The sequence below is a fragment of the Haloferax sp. ATCC BAA-644 genome, assembly GCF_000336975.1.
Taxonomy (GTDB): domain Archaea; phylum Halobacteriota; class Halobacteria; order Halobacteriales; family Haloferacaceae; genus Haloferax; species Haloferax volcanii.
In genome coordinates, this window is the sequence record NZ_AOLF01000019.1 from 12,376 (window position 1) to 32,865 (window position 20,490).

Annotated in this window: 20 protein-coding genes and 1 pseudogene; 9 read left to right on the forward strand and 12 right to left on the reverse strand. The window is 68.6% G+C overall.

From position 1 onward, the window contains the following. Nucleotides 1-8: 8 nt before the first annotated feature. The 5 genes from C458_RS08725 to C458_RS08745 all read right to left on the reverse strand — a co-directional run bounded on the left by C458_RS08725 (nucleotide 9) and on the right by C458_RS08745 (nucleotide 7,215). Complete coding sequence (locus C458_RS08725) at nucleotides 9-536, reverse strand: DUF5810 domain-containing protein (RefSeq protein ID WP_008574977.1); 528 nt, start codon at nucleotides 534-536, stop codon at nucleotides 9-11. Nucleotides 537-804: 268 nt separating this feature from the next. After that, entirely contained in the window at nucleotides 805-1,152 is a 348-nt protein-coding gene (locus C458_RS08730) for a HalOD1 output domain-containing protein (protein WP_008574979.1), read from the reverse strand. 161 nt (nucleotides 1,153-1,313) lie between these two features. Then, nucleotides 1,314-4,526, reverse strand: a complete 3,213-nt coding sequence (locus C458_RS08735; protein WP_008574980.1) for a GAF domain-containing protein — start codon at nucleotides 4,524-4,526, stop codon at nucleotides 1,314-1,316. Between the two features lie 82 nt (nucleotides 4,527-4,608). Beyond that, a complete protein-coding gene (rimI, locus tag C458_RS08740; RefSeq protein ID WP_008574983.1) occupies nucleotides 4,609-5,097 on the reverse strand; it encodes a ribosomal protein S18-alanine N-acetyltransferase in 489 nt (162 codons plus the stop codon). 153 nt (nucleotides 5,098-5,250) lie between these two features. Next, nucleotides 5,251-7,215, reverse strand: a complete 1,965-nt coding sequence (locus C458_RS08745) for an aconitate hydratase (protein WP_008574990.1) — start codon at nucleotides 7,213-7,215, stop codon at nucleotides 5,251-5,253. A 271-nt stretch (nucleotides 7,216-7,486) separates the two neighbouring features. Here C458_RS08745 and C458_RS08750 point away from each other — a divergent pair, with 271 nt between their 5' ends. From C458_RS08750 to C458_RS18440, 6 genes and pseudogenes are all read left to right on the forward strand, one after another. Continuing rightward, nucleotides 7,487-7,960 carry a deoxyuridine 5'-triphosphate nucleotidohydrolase gene (locus C458_RS08750; protein WP_004041836.1) on the forward strand — a complete coding sequence of 158 codons (474 nt, stop codon included), beginning with the start codon at nucleotides 7,487-7,489 and terminating at the stop codon, nucleotides 7,958-7,960. A gap of 403 nt (nucleotides 7,961-8,363) precedes the next feature. After that, a pseudogene (gene pan2, locus C458_RS08755) lies at nucleotides 8,364-9,697 on the forward strand (proteasome-activating nucleotidase Pan2). A 111-nt stretch (nucleotides 9,698-9,808) separates the two neighbouring features. After that, nucleotides 9,809-10,282 (forward strand): pyruvoyl-dependent arginine decarboxylase, encoded by a 474-nt coding sequence (locus C458_RS08760; protein ID WP_008574992.1) that lies wholly within the window; start codon nucleotides 9,809-9,811, stop codon nucleotides 10,280-10,282. A gap of 90 nt (nucleotides 10,283-10,372) precedes the next feature. Further along, nucleotides 10,373-11,218 carry a sensor histidine kinase KdpD gene (locus C458_RS08765; protein WP_004062942.1) on the forward strand — a complete coding sequence of 282 codons (846 nt, stop codon included), beginning with the start codon at nucleotides 10,373-10,375 and terminating at the stop codon, nucleotides 11,216-11,218. A 109-nt stretch (nucleotides 11,219-11,327) separates the two neighbouring features. Further along, nucleotides 11,328-11,711 carry a DUF5811 family protein gene (locus tag C458_RS08770; RefSeq protein WP_004062941.1) on the forward strand — a complete coding sequence of 128 codons (384 nt, stop codon included), beginning with the start codon at nucleotides 11,328-11,330 and terminating at the stop codon, nucleotides 11,709-11,711. A gap of 170 nt (nucleotides 11,712-11,881) precedes the next feature. Continuing rightward, nucleotides 11,882-12,043 carry a hypothetical protein gene (locus C458_RS18440; protein ID WP_004062940.1) on the forward strand — a complete coding sequence of 54 codons (162 nt, stop codon included), beginning with the start codon at nucleotides 11,882-11,884 and terminating at the stop codon, nucleotides 12,041-12,043. Nucleotides 12,044-12,068: 25 nt separating this feature from the next. Here the strand turns inward: C458_RS18440 and C458_RS08775 are convergent, their stop codons facing one another. Together C458_RS08775 and infB are read right to left on the reverse strand one after the other, a co-directional pair. After that, a complete protein-coding gene (locus C458_RS08775; RefSeq protein ID WP_004062939.1) occupies nucleotides 12,069-12,392 on the reverse strand; it encodes a hypothetical protein in 324 nt (107 codons plus the stop codon). Nucleotides 12,393-12,505: 113 nt separating this feature from the next. After that, entirely contained in the window at nucleotides 12,506-14,308 is a 1,803-nt protein-coding gene (infB, locus tag C458_RS08780) for a translation initiation factor IF-2 (RefSeq protein ID WP_049896683.1), read from the reverse strand. 199 nt (nucleotides 14,309-14,507) lie between these two features. Here infB and C458_RS08785 point away from each other — a divergent pair, with 199 nt between their 5' ends. Then, the gene (locus tag C458_RS08785) at nucleotides 14,508-14,753 is read left to right on the forward strand and encodes a PRC-barrel domain-containing protein (RefSeq protein ID WP_004041843.1); all 246 of its coding nucleotides are present in this window, start codon (nucleotides 14,508-14,510) and stop codon (nucleotides 14,751-14,753) included. Nucleotides 14,754-14,771: 18 nt separating this feature from the next. Next, nucleotides 14,772-15,230, forward strand: a complete 459-nt coding sequence (locus C458_RS08790; protein ID WP_008574994.1) for an NOB1 family endonuclease — start codon at nucleotides 14,772-14,774, stop codon at nucleotides 15,228-15,230. 33 nt (nucleotides 15,231-15,263) lie between these two features. Here C458_RS08790 and C458_RS08795 read toward each other — a convergent pair whose 3' ends face one another. Continuing rightward, a complete protein-coding gene (locus C458_RS08795) occupies nucleotides 15,264-16,001 on the reverse strand; it encodes a CPBP family intramembrane glutamic endopeptidase (RefSeq protein WP_008574995.1) in 738 nt (245 codons plus the stop codon). 316 nt (nucleotides 16,002-16,317) lie between these two features. Continuing rightward, nucleotides 16,318-17,610 carry a hypothetical protein gene (locus C458_RS08800; protein ID WP_008574996.1) on the reverse strand — a complete coding sequence of 431 codons (1,293 nt, stop codon included), beginning with the start codon at nucleotides 17,608-17,610 and terminating at the stop codon, nucleotides 16,318-16,320. Between the two features lie 72 nt (nucleotides 17,611-17,682). Here C458_RS08800 and C458_RS08805 point away from each other — a divergent pair, with 72 nt between their 5' ends. Beyond that, a complete protein-coding gene (locus tag C458_RS08805) occupies nucleotides 17,683-18,216 on the forward strand; it encodes a hypothetical protein (protein ID WP_008574997.1) in 534 nt (177 codons plus the stop codon). A 19-nt stretch (nucleotides 18,217-18,235) separates the two neighbouring features. Here C458_RS08805 and C458_RS08810 read toward each other — a convergent pair whose 3' ends face one another. Genes C458_RS08810 through C458_RS08820 form a run of 3 tightly spaced genes read right to left on the reverse strand, consistent with a single transcriptional unit; the run spans nucleotide 18,236 to nucleotide 20,315 of the window. Next, nucleotides 18,236-18,919, reverse strand: coding sequence for a TVP38/TMEM64 family protein (locus C458_RS08810; protein ID WP_008574998.1), 684 nt, complete (start codon nucleotides 18,917-18,919; stop codon nucleotides 18,236-18,238). Beyond that, a complete protein-coding gene (locus tag C458_RS08815) occupies nucleotides 18,916-19,620 on the reverse strand; it encodes a PHP domain-containing protein (RefSeq protein ID WP_008575000.1) in 705 nt (234 codons plus the stop codon). Before C458_RS08815 ends, C458_RS08810 begins: the two co-directional genes overlap by 4 nt. Then, on the reverse strand, nucleotides 19,617-20,315 hold the full coding sequence (locus tag C458_RS08820; protein WP_008575002.1) for a CDP-alcohol phosphatidyltransferase family protein: 699 nt from the start codon (nucleotides 20,313-20,315) through the stop codon (nucleotides 19,617-19,619). The genes C458_RS08815 and C458_RS08820 overlap by 4 nt, the downstream gene beginning before the upstream one ends. Nucleotides 20,316-20,490: the final 175 nt, after the last annotated feature.

Here is a 20,490-nt window from a genome sequence, read left to right on the forward strand (position 1 = left end):
GCCCGGACTTACGACTCTTTCCTGTCCGCGCCGTCGGTCTCCTCGCCGCGGTCGTCGGCATCGGTGGCGTCGCGGGCGTCGTCGCCGTCCCGCGGCGCGTCCTCACGCTCGCCGTTTTGGCCGTCCTCGCCGTCCTCGCCGTCGTCAGCGACCATCTCGCGGGTGAGCGACTGCGCCTCCTCGAAGATGCGCGCGGCGTCACCCGACAGCGACTCCGACCCGCCGGCCCCGCCGAACGGTTGCGGCTGTCGGTCGGGGATGTCGTGGTCGTGTTCCTGTCCGTGCGGGTGAGCATGGCCGGGGCCGCCCGTGCGGTCGACCGTGTCCTCGAACACCTCGTCGAACTCGCGTTCCTCCGCGAGGTCGGCCACGAGCGGGCCGAGCGAGTCGGCGTTCAGGTCGGCCCACTCGGGTGCGTGTTCGTCCAGCCACGTCTCGTGGTCGTCGCCGTGGACGATGGCCTGTAACGCGAGGTGGTTCGCGAGGTGCGTCTCGTCGCGTTGCGGCGCGTCGCAGACCGGACAGGCGTATCCCATGCCCGCCGGTAGCGGCTCTGTGTACCAAAACCCGTCGCACTCTCGCGTCGTTCCGTGCCGCGTCGCGTTGCGGCGCACCGTGTCGCGGCGCGTCGCAGCGCGTCAGCGTCGTCGGCGTCGGTCTCGAAAGAAATGGAGCCGCGCCGCCCGCGTGGTGATGGTGGTGGTGGGTGCGGGCGACGGTCGGCAGTCGCGGCACCCCCGTGGAGCGTCGCGTCGTGTGGTGGTTGTGGTGGTGGGATTACCGATTCGTTCGCGCGTCGATGCGTCAGGCGGGCGTGACGATGACCGTGCCGTCGGCCCAGACGGTCACGTCGCAGGCAGCGTACCGGAACCCGATTCGACCGCGAGCGGGCGCTATCGACCCGCGAGCGCCGCCGTCGGTCGCCGCCACCCGCGCCAGCGGGGCGAACAGTTGACAGAGCGCGTCGGGGTCGATAGCCTCGGACAGCGGTGGGAGGTCGATGGCGTCCACGCCGTGCAGTTGAGCGGTCGCGGTGACGACTGTCACCGCCAGAGTGTCTCGTCCGCTCCGGTCGTGTCGGGCGACGACCTCGTCGGTCGACCCCGTATTCCATCCCACATCGTTGCCCGGTAACACGCGAGTTTCGTCCATGGTTCGGTTCGCGCCGGCGCCTCGCCGACATCCGCACCGATGACGCTCGCGGGTATATCGGTCGCTGCTATCCAACTAGTGGTGGCGCGCGCGCCACCTCTAGGTACCTAGAACCGTCACTGAAAATCAGTTGGTATCGCTGGTCTACACGTGGTACGTCGTCACTCGAAGACGCGTTCGACCAGTTTTCGCTCGGCCGCGCGCAGGTGGTACTGGTAGGTCGGCGCGCTGATGTCGAACGTCTCGGCGAGCGTCTCGGCGGTGCTGCGGCGCGGCCACTCGTAGAAGCCGGCGAGGTGGGCCGCCCGAATCGACTCGTGCTGGCGGCTCGTCCACGCCTCGCGCATCTCGGCGGCGAACGTCTGGGGCGACTCGGCCCCGGCGGCGGTCCGCCGCGACAGCAGACTCGTCCCGGGGTAGTTCGAGTCGAGCGCGTCGACGAACGACCGGACTCGGACGCGCGTCGGAACCACGGCGGTGAGCGTGGTCTGCGTCGGCGTCGCGTCGAGCGCGCGGAGCGTCGCCTCCGAGGCGTACAGCGTCTCGAACAGCGACTCCCGCGGGAGGCGGAGTTCGAACAGCGACCCCGAGGCGTCGGTCGAGACGCGGCGCACGCGCGTCGCGATGTCCCGCCCGGCGGCGACGACGTCCTCGGGCTCCGCGTCGCTGGCGACGAACGCGATGACCGAGCCGTCGGACTGCGGGATGACGCCGCTGAGACTCACCGCGCGGCCGACCCGCCGGGCGAGCCGCGATATCGACAGCCGGTCGCCGCCGAGCTGTACCTGTACGTTCGTCCGGCGCTCGGTCAACATGGCGTCGGCGCGCCCCGTGGCCGCGAGCGCGTAGCCGACCGCCTCCCCCAGTTCGGTGAGTAGGCCATCGTCGTCGTCGAAGGCGCTCGCCCCGGTCGCGTGGACGACGAACAGCGCCTCCACTTGGCCGTCAGCGACCGCGGGGATGACCGCGATGGCTCGGAACCCGTAGCTGAGGGCGTCGCTGCGGTGGTCTGCCCACGCGGGGTCGTCGAGCACGTCCGCGACCACCTGCTTCTCTCGGCTCTCAACGGCGGCTTCGAGCAGCGAACACAGCGGGTCCGCGGTCGCCACCTCTCCGAGCCGGTCGGCGTAGGCGGTGTCCGCGCCGTGGACCGCGTCGCTCGGCGGGCGGTACGCCTCGTCGATATCGCTGACCTCGGCGTGCCAGACGACCGTGATACCGTCGGTGTCGACGAGGTGTTCGGCAACTTCCGACAGCGCCGCACCGCGGGTCGGCGCGCGGATGAGCGACTGGTTGATGTTCCGGATGGTCTCGTTGATTCGGTCGAGCCGGGTGAGCGCCTCGTTTTGGGCTTCGAGCCGGCGGTCGCGCTCGCGGAGCTCCGCCTCGGCGTCGATGCGTTCGAGCAGCTCCTCGACGGTCGCGGAAAGCAGGTTCACGAGCTCCACGTCGACCTCGTTCGGCGCGACGGTACCGGGATGGCCGGTGACGAGCACGCCGTGGCGACCGAGCGGTGCGGCGATGACGCGCTCGACGCCGTCGACGACGCCCCCGTCGGGCGCGAGTTCGACCACGCGGACCTCGCCGGAGACGAACGCGTCCCAGACGCCGCCGCGGTCGAGGCCGCCGTCGGGCGGTTTGTCGCCGAGGCCGGTCCCCGCCGCGCCCACGCGGACGAGGCTCGTGTCCGCCTCGTCGAAGACGAACAGTTCGGTTCGGGCGTCACCGAGCACCTCGTCGCAGGCGTCGGCGGCCGCCCGGAGGACGGTCTGTCTGTCGGTCGCGCCCATCATCTCGCGGGTCCGGTCGTGGAGCGTCGCCAGCAGGCGCTCGTAGCGGTGTCGCTTCGTCACGTCGCGGAGGACGCCGACCGAGCCGACCTCCTCGCCGCCGACGACGAGCGGCGTTCGGTGGTTCTCGACCCGGACGACCTCGCCGTCGGGCGTCCGGAGTTCGAGTTCGACGATGCCTCGCGACGTGGCCGCGAACGCCTCGTCGCTCCCGTCGGTCGCGGTGGCGTGCTGGGCGAGCAGGGCCGTCGACGAGCCGATGACGCGGTCGCGGTCGAGTCCGGTCAGCCGCTCGAACGCCGGGTTGACGGCCGCGAACCGCCCCTCGTCGTCCAGCGCGTACACCGCGTCGGCGACGGCCGCCAGCATCCGCCCGTACTGCTCGGCTTCGACCTCGCGTTCCAACCGCTCCGTGACGTCGGTGAAGTAGACGGACAGCCCCGTCTCGGAGGGGTACGCCCGAACCGCGTACCACGTTTCGAGGCGCTCGTAGTAGGTCTCGAAGGTCGCGGGCTCCTGTCGCTCCATCGCGCGCTCGAACTCCTCGCGGAAGACGTTCGCCTCGGGGACCGAGTCCCAGATGCGCGTCCCCAGCACTGCCGCGGCGGACATCCCGAGTCCGTGTTCGGCCGTCGAGTTGACGTACGTGACCCGCCAGTCCGCGTCGAACCCCATCACCGCCTCGTCCATCCGCGCTAACACCTCCGAGAGCGCCCCTTTGAGCTCGTGACGCTCGCTCGCCGCGCCGACGACGGCCGCGATGTTCTCCAAGAACAGCACGTCGTCGTCGCAGAACTGCCCGCAGGCGACGCCGTGGACGTTGATGACCCCCCAGCAGGTCCCGTCGCCGCCGATGGCCGCGCTCATCCCGCTTTTCGGTCCCGACGGGGCGCTGTCGGCCGCGCGCTCGAAGCGCTCGTCGGCGTCGAAGTCGTCGACGAGCATCGAACGGCCGGTCCGGTAGGTCTCGGCCGCCTGCGTCCCCCCGACCGCGGCGGGTCCGTGACTCCGGTCCGCCGACCAGCCCGCGGCGGCGGCGACGCGGAACGCGCCGTCGTCGAGGCCCTCGAAGATAGTGACGGAGTCCGCGTCGAGCACGTCGCGGACGCGACGCGCGGCGTGGTCGAGCGTCGAGTCGAGGTCGGCGGCGGTCAGCGCCCGCGTCCCGACTTCCGAGACGACGCGCTGCTGTTCGATGCGGTCCCGGTGGTCCCGTGCGAGGGTGCACTCGCCGAGCGCCCGCTCGACGCGGAAGGCCAGCCACGACATCGTCTCGGGGTCCTCGTCGTCGCGGACGACGTAGTCCGTCGCGCCGGCTTCGACCGCGCGCATCGCGACCTCGCGGTCGGCGGCCGCGACGACGACCGGGACATCGATGCCCTGCGCGTAGATGTCGCGGACGAACGCCCCCTCGTCGCCGGTCGTCGTGGGTGCGGTGAAAACGATACACGAGACGGCCGCGGCGGCGGCGACGAGCTCCGCACGCGCCGCGGCGGGCGAGCGGACGTGGCGGACGACCGTCGTCTCGTCGAGCGACGACAGCGACGAGTCGAGCGACGCCGCGAACGCGTCGTCGTCACTCACACAGAGGACAGTGGGGGGCGGTAACACAACTCGTGTACGCGGCTCGTCGTGATAAGCCCTCGTTCGACCGTCTGCGGTCCTGTCAAGCGCTTTGCCACTCGGCCACGTCGAGGACCATGACGTACGCGTCCTCGCCGTCGCCGTAGTAGCTCGGCACCCGGCGGGCGGGTTCGAAGCCGAGGCTCCGGTAGAGGCCGATTGCCGGCTCGTTCGAGGCGCGGACTTCGAGTTTCACGACCGTCGCGCCCGCGATGGCCATCGCCGTCAGCGACTGGACGAGCAGCCGCCGGCCGAGGCCGTTCCCGCGGGCCTCCGGGCGGACCGCGAGGTCCTTCACGTGGCCGATGTCGTTGCCGTGGTTGGGCATCACGTCGGCGACGACGTAGCCGAGCACCTCGTCCCCGCGGGCGGCGACGAGGAACGCGGGTTCGTCCACGAACATCTCGAACGCGGAGTACGGCCACGGCTCGGAGAAACAGGTCCGCTCGATGCGGAGCACGTCGAGGAGGTCCGCCCGGTCGACCCGCCTGACGACCGCGTCGTCGGCGAGCGCGTCGTCGAACGCCGTCACGCCCGGCGCTACGTGGTTGGCACGCAAAAGCCCGACGGCACGGGCCTGCGGGAATCGGGAGGAACGCTCACGGTCGCGGGCGGATCACCCCGCCGGCCGCGCGATGGCCGCCGCTCGCCGCGCGAAAAAGTGAGAAGGTGATGTTGGTCGCGTTCAGTCGTCCGCGGGGGCAGCGCCGCCCTCGGCCTGCTGCTTCGTGAGGGGGAGCTTGCCGCCGGCGGTGAGGATACGACGCTCGCGCTCGGAGGCGTGCAGGTTCGCCGTCGCTTCCCAGTCGTCGTTCACGCGGATGGTGAACTCTTCCTGGCCGGATTCGACGGCTTCGGCAACGTCGTCGACGATTTCGACGTCGTCGCCCTGTTCGATCTTCTCGTAGGTCTCCTCGTCGATTGCGAGGGGGACGATACCGAAGTTGAACAGGTTCGCCTTGTGGATGCGAGCGAACGACTGCGCGAGGACGGCCTCGATGCCGAGGTACATCGGACACATCGCGGCGTGTTCGCGCGAGGAGCCCTGCCCGTAGTTCTCGCCCGCGACGAGGACGCCGGAGCCGGCTTCCTTGGCGCGCTGGGCGAACGTCTCGTCGACGCGCGAGAGCGTGAAGTCCGAGAGGCGCTCGATGTTCGAGCGGAACTTGAGGATGTCGGACGTCGCCGGGATGATGTGGTCGGTCGTGATGTTGTCCTCCATCTTCAGGAGGGTCTCACCCGAGATGTTCGAGCCGAGGGGGTCCTGCAGCGGCACTTCGCCGATGTTCGGGCCCTTGATGAGCTCGTCGTCGATAGCGTCGTCGGCGTAGATGAGGTCCGTCTTCGAGCCGTCGTACTTGTCGGGGAGTTCGACGCCGGGGGCGTCGAGGCCGAGTTCGTCGGCGAGGTCGCGCGGGTCGACGATTTCGCCCTTGAGCGCCGCGGCGGCGGCGACCTGCGGCGAACAGAGGTAGACGTTGTCGTCTTCGATGCCCGAGCGGCCCTCGAAGTTGCGGTTGAAGGTGCGCAGCGAGACGGAGTCGGAGGCGGGGACGTGGCCGATACCGATACACGGACCACAGGTCGCCTCGGAGACGTTGACGCCGGCCGCCATCATCTCGGCCGTCCAGCCCTCGCGGGCGAGCATCTCGCCGGCCTGCTTCGAACCGGGCGCGACGATCATCTCGAGGTGCTTTGCGACTTCCTGGTCTTTGACCATCTTCGCGGCCGGGAGGACGTCCTCGTAGCCGCCGTTGGTACAGGACCCGACGAGGACCTGCTCGACCGTCTCGCCGGCGACTTCGCGGACCGGCACCACGTTGTCGGGCATCGACGGGCAGGCGATGAGCGGTTCGAGCTCGCTGAGGTCGATGACGATTTCGTCGGCGTATTCGGCGTCGTCGTCGGCCGTCAGCTCGACGTACTCGTCGCCGCGGCCCTGACGTTCGAGGTAGTCCTTGGTCTTCTCGTCGGTCTCGAACAGCGACGAGGTGGCACCGAGTTCGGTCCCCATGTTGGTGATGGTGGTTCGCTCGGGCACGGTGAGCGATTCAGCACCGGGGCCGGTGTACTCGAACACCTTGCCGACGCCGCCCTTGACGGTCTCGCGGCGGAGCATCTCGAGGATGACGTCCTTCGCGGAGGACCACTCGGGGAGCTCGCCTTCGAGGCGAACGTTCACGACTTCCGGCATCTCGACGTAGTACGCGCCGCCGCCCATGGCGACGGCGATGTCGAGGCCGCCGGCACCGATGGCGAGCTGGCCGAGGCCGCCGGGGGTCGGCGTGTGGGAGTCCGAGCCGAGGAGCGTCTTGCCGGGCGCGGCGAAGTTCTCCTTGTGGACGTTGTGGCAGATACCGTTACCGGGGCGGGAGAAGTGGGCACCATATGTCCCGGCCGCGGAACGGAGGAAGCGGTGGTCGTCCGTGTTCTTGAAGTCGAACTGGTAGGTCTGGTGGTCGCAGTACTGGGCCGCGAGTTCGGTCTGGGCCTCGTCGAGGTCGAGCGCCTCGAACTGGAGCCAGACCATCGTCCCGGTCGTGTCCTGCATCAGGACTTGGTCGATTTCGATTCCGATCTCCTCTCCGGGGGTGAGGTCACCCTCGACGAGGTGGTCCGAGAGAATCTTTTCCGTGAGCGTCTGTCCCATAACACCCGAACGTCGATGGTCCTCGGATATAAATCCCGCGTACTTCCCTATCTTCGAACGTGAACGATAGCGCCGTCTCTGGATTTCTAGCGTCTAAGGGCCATTAAACTCCTTGTTGGTTCTCCAATGTGACTGGTCACCGCGGGGGTCGTCACCGCCCCCACCGCGGGCGTGTTTCGGCCCCGTCGTGGCCCCGAACGCGGGGGTCGTGTCAGGGGTGACGACGGTCGAGGTTCGGCACAGTTTTGCGCCCGCTGGCCGGGGTTCGGATATGCACCGCGCTGGCTCGTTCGTCGCACAGCACATCTCGCCGGTCACGGCCGAACAGGTCCAACCCAACGGCGTCGACCTGACGCTCGAAGCGGTCCTCGAACAGGTCGAACCGGGTCGCCTCGGTCGCGAGGGAAAGACCGTCGGGGAGCGCCGCGCCCTCGACTGCGCCGACCCGGACACCGAGACGTACCGACTCGACCCCGGCGGGTACGTCCTCCAGTACGCCGAGACGGTCCACATCCCCGAGGACCACGTCGGCTTCATCTACCCGCGGTCGTCGCTCATGCGGAACTCCTGTATGCTGAACACGGCCGTCTGGGACGCCGGCTACGAGGGGAAAGGCGAGGGCCTCTTGGAGGTCCACCACCCGGTCGAACTCGAACGCGGCGCGCGCGTCGCCCAAATCGTCCTCGCGGACGCGACCCACGACGAGACCTACGACGGCAGCTATCAGGGCGAACGGACCCGCTGACGACCGCCGACCGCGACTCTCGGAAGCGGTCGCTCGCCGGATACTACCGGATGAATACCGACATCCCGATTCGCGGGACGTTCTCGCCGACGACGAATTCCTTTCAAGTCGATGGGCGTCGTATCCCTTCTCGCGGAGGGTATGTTGGGCCGAAACGAGGGGCGACCTGTACACACCGAACCTCCGCAACTTCCTCCTTCCACATCTTCGCCTTCGTTGCTTCGCGCGTTCCTGCGAACCGCTACGTATCCGTGAGCCGCGGCGTCGCGCTGCCGGCCTTCGATTCGCCGCCGCGAGCGAGCGCCGCGGGACCACCGCCACCTAAAGCGGCTTCGAGCGCGGCAGTCGGGTTCTCTGACCCAAAGGCACATTTACGCGCATACCTAAGTGAGGCCAATCACTGATGTCACGGAGTCCATCTCTCCCGGAACGTCCGCATCTCGATCTGGACCCCGAGATGTCGGATGCAGAGCGGCTGTCTGCACTCCGCCAGCACTTCGAACGCATGGTCGACGTCAACCGCGAACTCGACCAGCGGCTCCAGAACGCCGACGACCGCCACGCCGAGTTGGTCGACGAGGTCGACCAGATGAAAGCGCGCAACGAGGCGCTGAAGACGGCCTCGTACTACATCGCCACGGTCGAGGAGCTGACCGACGAGGGGGTCATCATCAAGCAGCACGGCAACAACCAGGAGGTCCTGACCGAGTTCGCACCGAGCCTGAACATCGACGACATCGAGCCCGGCGACCGCGTCGCCATCAACGACTCGTTCGCCGTCCAGACCGTCCTCGACGACGAGACGGACGCGCGGGCGCAGGCGATGGAGGTCGTCGAGTCACCGACGGTCACCTACGACGACATCGGCGGCATCGACGAGCAGGTCCGCGAAGTCCGCGAGGCGGTCGAACAACCCCTCGAAAACCCCGAGATGTTCGCTGAGGTCGGCATCGACCCGCCGTCGGGCGTGCTCCTCTACGGCCCGCCGGGAACCGGGAAGACGATGCTCGCGAAGGCCGTCGCCAACGAGACCAACGCCTCGTTCATCAAGATGGCCGGCTCCGAACTCGTCCAGAAGTTCATCGGCGAGGGCGCGCGGCTCGTCCGCGACCTGTTCAAGCTCGCCGCCGAGCGCGAACCGGTGGTCATCTTCATCGACGAAATCGACGCCGTCGCCTCGAAGCGGACGGACTCGAAGACCTCCGGCGACGCCGAGGTCCAGCGCACGATGATGCAGNGGTCATCTTCATCGACGAAATCGACGCCGTCGCCTCGAAGCGGACGGACTCGAAGACCTCCGGCGACGCCGAGGTCCAGCGCACGATGATGCAGTTGCTCTCGGAGATGGACGGCTTCGACGACCGCGGCGACATCCGCATCATCGCGGCGACCAACCGCTTCGACATGCTCGACGAGGCCATCCTCCGCCCCGGCCGGTTCGACCGCCTCATCGAGGTGCCCAAGCCCGCCGTCGAGGGCCGCCGCCACATCCTCGACATCCACACCCGCGACATGAACGTTGCCGACGACGTAGACCTCGACGCGCTCGCCGAGGAACTCGACGACTACTCCGGCGCGGACATCGCGTCGCTCACGACCGAGGCCGGGATGTTCGCCATCCGCGACGGCCGGACCGAGGTGACGGGCGCGGACTTCGACGCCGCCCACGAGAAGCTCTCGAACGTCGACGAGTCCGGTACCGGCCCCATCTCGGGCTTCACGGACTACCAGTACTGAGGTCGGCGGCCGGGGACCGCCGCCGAGGGCGGTCGCCGGCGCCTCCCGTTCCCCCCGCTTTCGAGCGCCGGTATTCGTAACCCCCTTTTCCGCCGCCGCGAGAGTTCGGACATGAACACGATTCGTGTCGTCCGCGGGGTCGGTACCGCCCCCACCGAGATGGCGTCGTACGACGCCGCCCTCGCCGCCGCCAACGTCCACAACTACAACCTCGTCGCCGTCTCGTCGGTCGTCCCCGCCGACGCGACCGTCGAGGCGGTCGACGTGGCTCCCGACCTCGGCCCGGCGGGCAACCGACTGACCGTGGTGCAGGCCCGCGAGACCACCGCGACGCCCGGCGAGACGGTCGTCGCCGGCCTCGGCTGGGCGACCGGCTCCGGTCCCGGACTGTTCTACGAGGCGTCCGGAACCGACGAAGACAGCGTCCGCGCGGCCGTCCTCGACGGCCTCGAAGCGGGCCGGAACCTCCGCGAGTGGTCGTTCGACGACGAGGAAGTCGCGCTCTCCACCGGGACCCACGAGGGCGAGGGCTACACCACCGCGGTCACGGTCGCGGCCTACGGGCGAAGCGAGTCCGTCTTCTGACACGCCGCGCTGACCGACGGACTCATCAGCGTTTGTGAGTATTGCTCGGGCATGAGTGGTGATGCGCCGTTCGACCTGTCCCCGAGGCGAGTGGCGCTTATCTACGCCGCCTTCGGTTTCCTCTGGGTCGCGACGAGCGACAGTCTCGTGGAGGGACTTCCGAACCACGAGTTCATCCAGACGGCGAAGGGGTGGCTGTTCGTCGTCCTCTCGGCGCTGTTGGTGTACGTTCTCGTCGACCGGAGCCAGTCCGAACTGGACCGGACCTCCGAGCGACTGGAGTCGACGCTCGCCCACACGAGCGTCCTCCATCGAATCCTCAGACACGACATCAGGAACGCCTGCACCGCCATTCTCGGCTACGCCGAACTGGTCGAGCCGCGGGACGACGCGGACGCGAACACCGACCCCGTCGAGGCGATTCGAGAGCGAGCGAGCCGACTGGTCGAGGTGAGCGACGAGGTCGCGCTCCTCAGGACCGTCGAGCTCGCGGAGGGGAACGAGGTCGACGTCGACCTCACGTCTGCGGTCACAGACGCCGTCGAGGACCTCGAAATGGAGTACCCGGCGGTACAGGTCTCGGTCGCCTCGCCGGAGACGCTCGTCGCGCGGGCGCACCCGGCGCTCCCGCGGAGCATCGCAGAACTACTCGATAACGCCGTCGTCCACTCCGACTGCGACGACCCGGAGGTACACGTCGGCGTCTGGCAGCTCGGCGAGGTCGTCGGGGTGACCGTCACCGACAACGGTCCCGGCATCCCGGACGCCGAGCGCGAGGCCCTGCTTTCGGGCTCGGAGACGCCGCTTTCGCACACCAGCGGCGTCGGCCTCTGGCTGGTCCGCGCCATCGTCGACGCCTCCGGCGGGTCGCTCGACATCTCGACGCCGAAGTCCCACGGGACCGTCGTCACCGTCTCGCTTCCGCGACCGGCCTGACGGCGTCGTCACCGGGCTCTCACCGCGTCGTCATCCGCTTTCGATTCGCCCGCCGCGTCGGTGACCGACGACGGCTTTTTACACGTCCTTCCCGTATCGCAGACGACTGATGAACGGGAACAACCCATATGCGGGCGCTCCCGGCGTGACTGGGGCCGGCCAGGCGTCGGCCGACCGAGAACTGACCGTCGACCAGATGGACGCGCTCCGGCGGGCCGTCGCCGGTATCGTCTCGCGGACGGAGTCGTACCTCCCCGAGGGCTTCGCCGTCGGGTCGGAGCTCTCGACCGGGTCGACCGGGCCGCTCGCCACCGTGGCCGTCCACCCGCCGGTCGGCCACCCCGTCAGCGCCGGCTTCTCGCCGGACGCAGACGAACTCGACGCCGGACTCACCGACGAAGACCGAAACGAGGTCGCCCGCGGGCTGGCCGCAACCGCGGCGTTTCAGGTGATGAGCGCCGTCGGAGACGACCTCACCCCCGCCGCTCGGTAACCCCGAACGACCCCCGCCGCCGTCGGGGTCCGAGTGGCCACTGACGCGCGGCTGCGCCCTGCCGACCGCTTTCTCGTCTGTTCCGTCGCCTCGGCCTGCGTTTCAGCGCCGCACTCTCGTCAGTTCAGAACGAGAACAATACACTTCACGGAGGCGGTCGAAGGGGAGGTATGGTTTCGCTTTTCGGTTACGCGGACGAGATCGGCCCGACGACGCTCATCATCGTCGGCTTCCTGCTGTTTGTCTTCCCCGAACCGGCGACATCGGCCCTCGGCGCGGGGCTGATGCTGTTCGGCGCTGCGTACTGGTTCTGGGAGTGGAACCGCCCCTGAGCGCAAGGCGAGCGAGCGACCTCGCTCAGACGCTTCCGCGACGACGGTTCCGACCGGCGTCGTCGCGGACGCGAGTGGTGACGCCGTCGAGCGGGGCGTCGGTCTCGGCGGACGCGCCCGGGCCGCTGGTCGGACCCGCCGCCGACTTCGGTGTCGCAACGAACAACCCGTAGGCGAGCACGGCCGCCGAGACGAGGCCGCTCGCGCCCGCGACGGGCGAAAGCGGGAGCGGCGAGAGCGTGCCGACCGCCGTCCCGACGACGAGCGGGAGCGGCAGTGCGGCGAGAATGGCGTCGTACCGCGTCGCTTCCGAGACGATGCTGCCGCTATGGGATGTTCGTGTGCGCATGATACCACTCGGCGAATACGAACGTGTGCATATTAGCTATTTCGCCCGACGGGAGGGGCGTGCGGCTCACGGGTGCGGTGAACCAACGGAACAATCGGGAGTCGGTGAGTCGCCTACTTCCCCCAGAAGGGGTCGCGTCGGCGGTGTTTTTCGAGGTAGCCGGACAGCGCCTCCAGTTCGTCGGTGGGGATGTCGTCGCGGAGTTCCTGTTCGAGAATCTTCGCGTGCTTCTCGGGGAGTTCAATCCAGAGTTCGTCGCCCTCCGCTATCTGGCGGCCGACCGTCGGGCCGTCGATGGCGACGCTGACGCGCGAGCCGGCGCGGGCGCTCGACACGTCCTCGCCGTTCTCCTGGATGCCCGAAAGCTGGCCGACGCGGTTGGGCTCGCCGTCTTCCCACTTCACGACGTTCATGTTGTTCTTGATGGTCCCGGACATGACTTCGACGCCGACGACGGCGGGGTTGTTCTGCCGGAAGACGTGGTCTTCGAGGATGCGGAACCGACACGGGCGGACGATTTTGTCGAGAATCGTCTCCTGTTGGGCGCGCTTCATCTCCTCGACGTGCTCTTCGTACTCCTCGACGAGCTGATAGATTACGTCGTCTTCGAACAGTTTCACGTCGTTCTTGTCGAGTTCGGCCTCGGCGTTCGAGAGCACGTCCACGTTGAAGCCGAGGATGACTTTGTGTTCGGGTTCGCGGGCGGTCGAGGCGACGGCCACGTCGCGGGGGGCCACGTCTCCGACCTCGGCGCGGAGGATGGGGACTTCGGCCTCCTGTAGCGCGTTCGCCATCGCTTCGAGACTGCCGAGCGTGTCGGCCTTGACGACGACGCCCTCCTCTTCCGTGGTGACTTCGATGTCGGCGAGTTCGGCTTCGACCTCGCGGACGACCTCGTCGAGGTCGCGGTCGCCGACGACGCGGACCGGCGCGCCGGCCATCGCGTCTTCGAGGTCGGGGGCGGCGATTTTCACACCGGCCGCGGCACCGACCTCGTCGACCTTGTCGAACCGCTTTTCGGTGCGAATCTCGGCGTTCGGTCGGGGCTGGAGGAGCGCGCGGACCTCGGTGACGATGGGGTCGTTCGCGCCGCCGACGACGACGGTGTCGCCCGCGCGAATCGTCCCGTCGTAGAGGACCACGTCGAGGGTCGCGCCGAAGCCGCGTTCCTCCTTGACTTCGAGGACCGTCCCGGAGCCGGGACCGGCCACGTCGATGGCCATCTCGTCTTTCATGTAGCGCTGCGAGAGGCCCATCAGGACGCCCAGCAGGTCCGGAATCCCCTCGCCGGTGAGCGCGGAGACGGGAACGACGCCGATGTTGGACTGGAAGTTCTGGACGCGCCAGTAGAAGTCCGAGGAGAAGCCGCGGTCGGAGAGTTCGCCGATAATCTCGTACAGCTTCTCGTCGAGTTTCGAGCGCGCGCGCTGTGACTGCTCCTCGTAGGTCTTCTGGATGGGGGCCCCCTCTTGGGGGTTCCAGCCCGGCGTGGTGTCTATCTTGTTCGCGGCCACGATGAACGGCGTCCCCGTCCGCTTGAGGATGTCGATGGCCTCCTCGGTCTGCGGCTGGAAGCTGTCGTTCACGTCGACCACGAGGATGGCGATGTCGGCCAGCGCCCCGCCGCGCGAGCGGAGGGTGCTGAAGGAGTGGTGCCCCGGCGTGTCGATGAACAACAGCCCCGGGAGGTCGAAGTCCTCGGGTTTGACCAGGCTGCCGGCCATCTGCGAGACGGTGTCTAAGGGGACCGCGGTCGCGCCGATGTGCTGGGTGATAGCACCGGCCTCACCCTCGCTGACGGCGGAGCCGCGAATCTTGTCGAGAAGACTCGTCTTCCCGTGGTCCACGTGGCCGAGGACGGCCACGATGGGTGTGCGAAGCGTATCGGATTGTGACGTCGAATCAGTGTCGGACATGAAGAATCGCCCCGGAGAAAGCTCTTACCGGAATCGAGTCGGTGACTCAAGTTAAGTCCATCGTCACGGCCGTGCGCACGAGTCCCACGATTTGCCGCGTCGAGTGTTCTCGCGGCCCATCGGCGGACGCGGGGTGTCCGTCGGCCTCTCGTCAGACGTGCCCGTACCGTTTATGTGAACCGACGAGGAAGGGGTGTGTATGGCCGACATACTCGCCGAGAACCTCTCCGGAAAGGCCGTTATGGGCTCGGACGGGACGGAGCTCGGGATGCTGTACAACATCACGATGGATATGAAATCGGGCGAGCTGCACGACCTGCTCGTCCAGCCGAACGAGCAAATCTCCCCCGGACGCGTCTCGTTCGACCAGGACGACCACGGACGGTTCCGAGTCCCGGTGAATCGCGTGCAGGCGGTCAAGGATTACATCGTCGTCCAACGGTAGATTCAGGATAGATTCTCAATGCGGATTCTCGACGCGTCTGCGTTCATCCACGAGTACCACACCGACGACGAGACGGCCTCGATTCCCCTCGTCAAAGAAGAACTCACCGGCGAGCACGCCTTCCGCTTCGACGCCCTCGAAGGCGCGGGCATGTACGTCCACATCCCCGGACAGGGAACCGTGGACAAGGTGCTCCGCGCCGCGGGCGAGACCGGCGACCGCGACGTGCTCTCGGAGACCGACACGCGTCTCATCGCCGCCGCGTTCGAACTCGACGCGACGCTCGTCACCGACGACTACGCGATGCAGAACGTCGCCGAACGGCTCAACGTCGGCGTCGAAGTCGTCGCCCAAGACGGCATCGCGGAACAGCGAACCTGGAAGTTCCAGTGTCAGGGCTGCGGCCGCGAGTTCGACGAGGACAAAGAGCGCTGTCCCATCTGCGGGATGGAGCTGTCGCGGAAGAACCCGGCGTAAGCCGGTCGCCGCCCGCGGTTCGATTTCGATTTTTCAGACCATGCCGGTCGCCTGCGCGTAGCTCACGAGGAACTGGACCGCGTTGTACAGTCCGTGGACCAGCGCGACGACGAGCAGGTTCCCGCTTCGCTCGTAGACGACCGCGAGGACGCTCCCGAGGACGAGCACCATCCCCAACGAGACGTACAGCCCCTCGCCGGAGAACGACCAGAGGTGAATCGACGCGAACACCAGACTCGACAGGACGACCGCGGGCGCGGGCCCCCACAGCCGCCGGAGTTCGCCGAAGGCGATGCCCCGGAAGATGAGCTCCTCCGCCGGGCCGACGAGGACGATGGTGATGACCGTGAGATACAGGAAGTACACCGGGTTCTCGCGGCCCTGCTGGGCGATGACGCTGTCGCCGCTCTGGATGCCGAGCGCGGACATCAGCGCCGACGCGCCGAGGTAGACGCCCATCACGGCGACGAACCCGCCCGCAATCCACAGGCCGTCGCGCGCGGTCGGTCGCTCGAACCGAATCAACTCCCAGTCGTCGCGCATAGAGAGGTAGCCCGCGCCGACGACGCCGAAGCCGACGAACTGCGCGGCGGTCTGTATCTCGCCGACGAGCGCGGTGTCGCCCGGCACCGCGCCGCGAGCGAGGCCGCCGGCGAGCGAGCCGAACGTCGCGCCGACGAGGAGCGAGAGGGCGACGACGATGATGATGCCACCGTACGCCTGGAGGTGGTCTGCGAGGCTCGCAGACGAGCGGGCGGTGTCGTGTGCCATTGTCCCCCCCTTCGGAATGGGGTCGGATAATCGATTCGGGTCGGATATCGGTTTTCTGCGGTGGTGATTCGTCTGCCGTCGGAACGGGGTGCAGTACCGACGACACCTCGAAAGCCCCCGCGGTCGACGACTCCCGCGGACCGACGCGGTCCTCGGCCTCCGGCCTGCGGTCCTCGCCGGTCCGGGGTTCGCCCTCGACCGCGGCCCCTTTCAGTCCCGCCCCGTGGACTGTTCGGTAGTCGTCGCTGGTTGGTTGTTCGGTAGTCGTCGCAAAAGCCGATTCTCGGCCGTGGTCGCCGTGCGCCGCTCGCTCCGACTACTCGACGACCAGTTCTTCTTTGTCGGCGACCGCGTCGGCCTCCTCGAAGTCGCCGCCGCCGAGCAGGCCGCGGGCGGCGCGTTTGCCCCACTCGACCGCCGGCTGGACGAACGTGTCCACGCTGGCGAGTTCGCCGTAGAGGACGCAGGCGGCCTCCATCGCGTAGAGCAGTTCGCCCAGCCCGTACTCGTCGACGCGGTCGAGTTCGATGCGGACGCTCGGGCGGCCGGCGGCGGCGAGGCTCGCCTCGGTCGCCTCGAACTCGGCGTCGAGCAGGTCACCGAGCGACGAGCCGCCGAGGTACGCGAGGCCGTCGAGGTCGGTTTCGGGGATGGACACGTCCTCGCGCTCCGTGGCGCGGACGAGGGTCACGAGCTTGTCCCGCGGGCCGGCGCGGTACAGCTGGAGTTGGGAGTGCTGGTCGGTCGCGCCGAGCGCCCGCAGGGGCGTCTGGCCGAGACCGTCCTTCCCGAGCGACTCGGCCCACAGCTGGGCGAACCACTCGGAGAACGTTTCGAGCGATTCCGCGTAGGGCATCATCGCGTTCTGCTGCATGCCGCGCTCGGCGAGCGCGTAGGACACCGCGCCGTAGGCGTACGCCGGCGAGTCGAAAAGCGAGTCAGACAGGCGCGCTTCCTGTGCGGCCGCGCCCTCCAGCACCGCCTCGATGTCGTGGCCGCAGAGGGCGGCGGCGGCGAGGCCGACCGTCGAGAGCACCGAAAAGCGGCCGGGAACGCCGTCCGGGACGGGGAGCGACGGGAGGTCGTGTTTGTCGGCGAGGTCGCGGAGGTTGCCCTCCTCGCCGGTCGTGACGAACGTCCGGTCAGCCCAGTCCACGCCCGCGTCGGCCATGGCCTCCCGCACGACGAGGAAGTTCGCCAGCGTCTCGGCGGTCGTGCCGGACCGCGAGACGACGTTGACGACGGTCGACGAGAGGTCAAGCGAGTCGAGGAGGCGTTCGACGGCCTCGGGGTCGACGTTGTCGAGGTAGTAGGCGTCCACGTCGCTTTCGAGGGCGTCGGTGAGGGTGGCCGCGCCGAGGGCGCTCCCGCCGATGCCGACCGTGACGACCGCAGAGGGATCGTCGAACCGGCTCACCGCGTCGCGAATCGCCGCGGGGTCGGTGCTGTTCGGAAGGTTCAGCGATTCGTAGCCGTGTTCGCCGGCCTCGCGGCCCCGTTCGATGCGGTCGTGGGCGGCCGCGACGCGGCCGTCGAGTCGGTCGAGCGCCTCGCGCGAGACGCCGTGGGCCGACGCCGTGTCGAGGACGTTCCCGAGGTCTACCTGCATACAGGATGCCGCGTCGCCCGGCGTCAAAACGACACCGGTCGCTTTAATCGCGGCCGCTCCCAAGGGCGACCGATGGCAGACGACTACGGCGGCGTCATCGGCGCGTTCCCGTACGCCTTCCGGCACAGCGAGTCGTGGCTGTTCAAGTGCTACGTACTCGTCGGTGCCCTCGCGACGGGTGTCGTCTCGTTGTTCGTCGTCTTCGGACTCGTGGTGCTCATCGGCGCGACCGCCGGCGTCCCCGGTGGGTCGCTCACCCTCTCGCGGTCGTTCTACGTCCTCGTGGGACTGTTCGTGGTCGCGCCGCTCGTCGCCCCGATACTGTTCGTCGCCCGCCGACACCGCCGCGCCGGGTCGAAACCGCGGTACGACCTGAGCCTCGCGCTCGCGGGCTTCGTGTTCATGCTGTCGGTGTACGTGGGGCTTCTCGCATCGGTTCCCGCGGAGCTTCAGACGCCGGCCGAGCCGTTCACCGTGGGCCCCGTGACCGTCTCGGCGCTCGTCCCCGTCGTTCGACTGCTCTACGACCTGCCCGCGCTCTACGGCCTCGTCCCGCCGGTCGCGTGCGCGGTGGGTATCTACGGGATTCACCGACTGCTTCGCTAACCGCGACCCGCGCGTTCTCTCAGCCGACCCTCGCCGCCAACTCGTCGCGGTAGCGGTAGACGACCGCCGAGGCGACGACGCCGATTCCGACGAGGAGCGCCACCGCCTCGTAGTTCGCCGCGCCCGCGTTCTGCCCGGCGGCCGCGGCGAGCGCGAACGTCGGCAGGCGACCGACGGCGACGAGGACGACGAGCGTCCGCAGTCGAAGCGGCGAGAGCCCGGCGAGGGCACAGAGCGCGTCGTCCGGGAACGCGGGCAGGAGAAACAGGACGAACAGCCCGGCGATGCCCCGGCGGTCGGCGAAGCCGTCGAACCGCGCGAGGGCGTCGTCGGCGACGAGACGCTCGACCGCGGGCCGGCCGAAGCGCCGGGCGAGCAGGAAGACGACGGCGCTTCCGGCGACGACGCCGACCATGCTGTACGCCGTGCCGGCGACCGTCCCGAACAGATAGCCGCCGACGGCGGCGAGCGCTTGGCCGGGAATCGGCGCGAGAATCACCTGAAGCGTCTGGATACCGACGAACACCAGCGGGGCGAACGCCCCGGTCGATTCGACGGCCGAGCGGACCCACGCCGGGTCAGCGAGGCGCGGGGCGAACGCGGCCACGCCGACCGCGCCGACCGCGAAGGCGACCGCGACGCCCCCGACTCTGACGAGCGCCGCGTTCCGCGCGTCGGTCGAGTCGAACAGGCGACCGGTCACAGGAACGAGGCGGTCTTGAGCCGGGCGTTCAGCGCGTACTTCCGCAGGTACTGGCGGGCGGTCGTCCGCGTCCCGCGAGCGACGGTTCGCCCGGCGCGAATCCCGTCCAAGATGGCGTCCGTCGTGACGCCGCCGTCCGCCTCGACCGAGACGGCCGTGTACGCCTGTCCGACCAGCGCGGGCCGGTGCGCATCGCTCCCGCCCGTGCCCGGGAGTCCCTGCCGGCGGGCGTAGCGCCGCGCCTGTCCGTTTCTGAATCCGGTGAGCGTGTGGGCGTTGTACGCCTCGATGGCGTCAACGTCCCGAATCGCCCGCCGGGACGCGCCGTGTCGGAACGTCTGAAACGGGTGCGGCACGACCGCGAGTCCGCCCGCCTCGCGGACCCCTCGTGCGGTCTCCGAGAGCGGTCGCCTCGTCGCCGGCGGGTCGTCGACGCCGAGCGCGAGGAGGTGGCCGTCGGCCGTCGAGACCTCGACGCCGGGGACGACCCGGACGCCGTACTTGTGGGCGATGTCGAACGCCCGCGGGAGCGACCCGACCGAGTCGTGGTCGGTGACGGCGACCGCGTCGAGGCCGACCGCCGCCGCGCGGGCCAACACCGCTTCGACCGACATCTCGCAGTCGTAGGAGGCGTCGGTGTGGACGTGGAGGTCCACCGCGAGCGTCTGCGGCCCCCGCGAGCCCTGCGCCCGCCCGCTCATACCACGCCGAATTCGAGCGCGAGGCAGCCGACGACCGTCAGGACGCCGGCGACGCCGACGAGGACGTGCCCCGCGTCGGTTTTGTACGCCTTGTAGTCGGAGGTCATGAGCGGGCAGACCGCCACGATGGTCGCGCCCGCGACCCAGCCGTTCCACAGCGGGACGAACTGGAGGAGGAAGTAGTTCGCCAGCACGACGAGGTGCGTGTGGACGACCGTCGTCCCGTGGTAGTACGACGTTCCCGAGTCGTCGCCGAACCCCTCGCTGTTGTGGCGGATGAGTCGCAGACCGCCGAAGGTGAGGACGACGAAGCCGACGACGGCGCTCACGACCGGGTTGGGCGCGAGCGCGACGTGGTACAGGAGCGCCGCCGACACGAGGTACGCGAAGATGTCGATAAACGAGTCTATCTGTCGGCCGAACGCCGAGGCGGTCCCGGTCTTGCGGGCGTAGTAGCCGTCGGCCTTGTCGAAGGCGAAGCCGGCGAGGACGGCCACGATGGCCCAGTTCGGCTCGCCCGACACGAACAGTATCGCGCCGACCCACGCCCAGAAGAGCGCGCCCAGACTCAACCAGTCCGCGGTCCCGAGCCGCGAAATCATGTTCTCCCCCGTCGATGAGCGCACGACCTCGCTCGCCCGCGCGTCGACCGCGTCCAGCCTCCCGCGAACTGCTGACCTGAGTTCGTCCGTCATGCCTGTCTGTCAGACACACTCGGTCGACTGAGTATAAATTTAATCGATATAGTATATATAATCCAAATATCTATATATCAACGTTCCCGAACGGAGCGCTCGGGACGGCACTGACTGTTCTGTACCGCTATGAACGCGGTTTGACGCGCCGGCGTCGCCACGGGCCGACCCGGTA

Excerpts from the sequence above, each read along its gene's own strand:
- C458_RS08725 (WP_008574977.1), bottom strand. The coding sequence starts at position 536 with ATGGGATACGCCTGTCCGGTCTGCGACGCGCCGCAACGCGACGAGACG.
- C458_RS08730 (WP_008574979.1), bottom strand. The coding sequence starts at position 1,152 with ATGGACGAAACTCGCGTGTTACCGGGCAACGATGTGGGATGGAATACG.
- C458_RS08745 (WP_008574990.1), bottom strand. The coding sequence starts at position 7,215 with ATGGGACAGACGCTCACGGAAAAGATTCTCTCGGACCACCTCGTCGAG.
- C458_RS08750 (WP_004041836.1), top strand. The coding sequence starts at position 7,487 with ATGCACCGCGCTGGCTCGTTCGTCGCACAGCACATCTCGCCGGTCACG.
- C458_RS08760 (WP_008574992.1), top strand. The coding sequence starts at position 9,809 with ATGAACACGATTCGTGTCGTCCGCGGGGTCGGTACCGCCCCCACCGAG.
- C458_RS08770 (WP_004062941.1), top strand. The coding sequence starts at position 11,328 with ATGAACGGGAACAACCCATATGCGGGCGCTCCCGGCGTGACTGGGGCC.
- C458_RS18440 (WP_004062940.1), top strand. The coding sequence starts at position 11,882 with ATGGTTTCGCTTTTCGGTTACGCGGACGAGATCGGCCCGACGACGCTC.
- C458_RS08775 (WP_004062939.1), bottom strand. The coding sequence starts at position 12,392 with ATGCGCACACGAACATCCCATAGCGGCAGCATCGTCTCGGAAGCGACG.
- infB (WP_049896683.1), bottom strand. The coding sequence starts at position 14,308 with ATGTCCGACACTGATTCGACGTCACAATCCGATACGCTTCGCACACCC.
- C458_RS08785 (WP_004041843.1), top strand. The coding sequence starts at position 14,508 with ATGGCCGACATACTCGCCGAGAACCTCTCCGGAAAGGCCGTTATGGGC.
- C458_RS08790 (WP_008574994.1), top strand. The coding sequence starts at position 14,772 with ATGCGGATTCTCGACGCGTCTGCGTTCATCCACGAGTACCACACCGAC.
- C458_RS08795 (WP_008574995.1), bottom strand. The coding sequence starts at position 16,001 with ATGGCACACGACACCGCCCGCTCGTCTGCGAGCCTCGCAGACCACCTC.
- C458_RS08800 (WP_008574996.1), bottom strand. The coding sequence starts at position 17,610 with ATGCAGGTAGACCTCGGGAACGTCCTCGACACGGCGTCGGCCCACGGC.
- C458_RS08805 (WP_008574997.1), top strand. The coding sequence starts at position 17,683 with ATGGCAGACGACTACGGCGGCGTCATCGGCGCGTTCCCGTACGCCTTC.
- C458_RS08815 (WP_008575000.1), bottom strand. The coding sequence starts at position 19,620 with ATGAGCGGGCGGGCGCAGGGCTCGCGGGGGCCGCAGACGCTCGCGGTG.
- C458_RS08820 (WP_008575002.1), bottom strand. The coding sequence starts at position 20,315 with ATGACGGACGAACTCAGGTCAGCAGTTCGCGGGAGGCTGGACGCGGTC.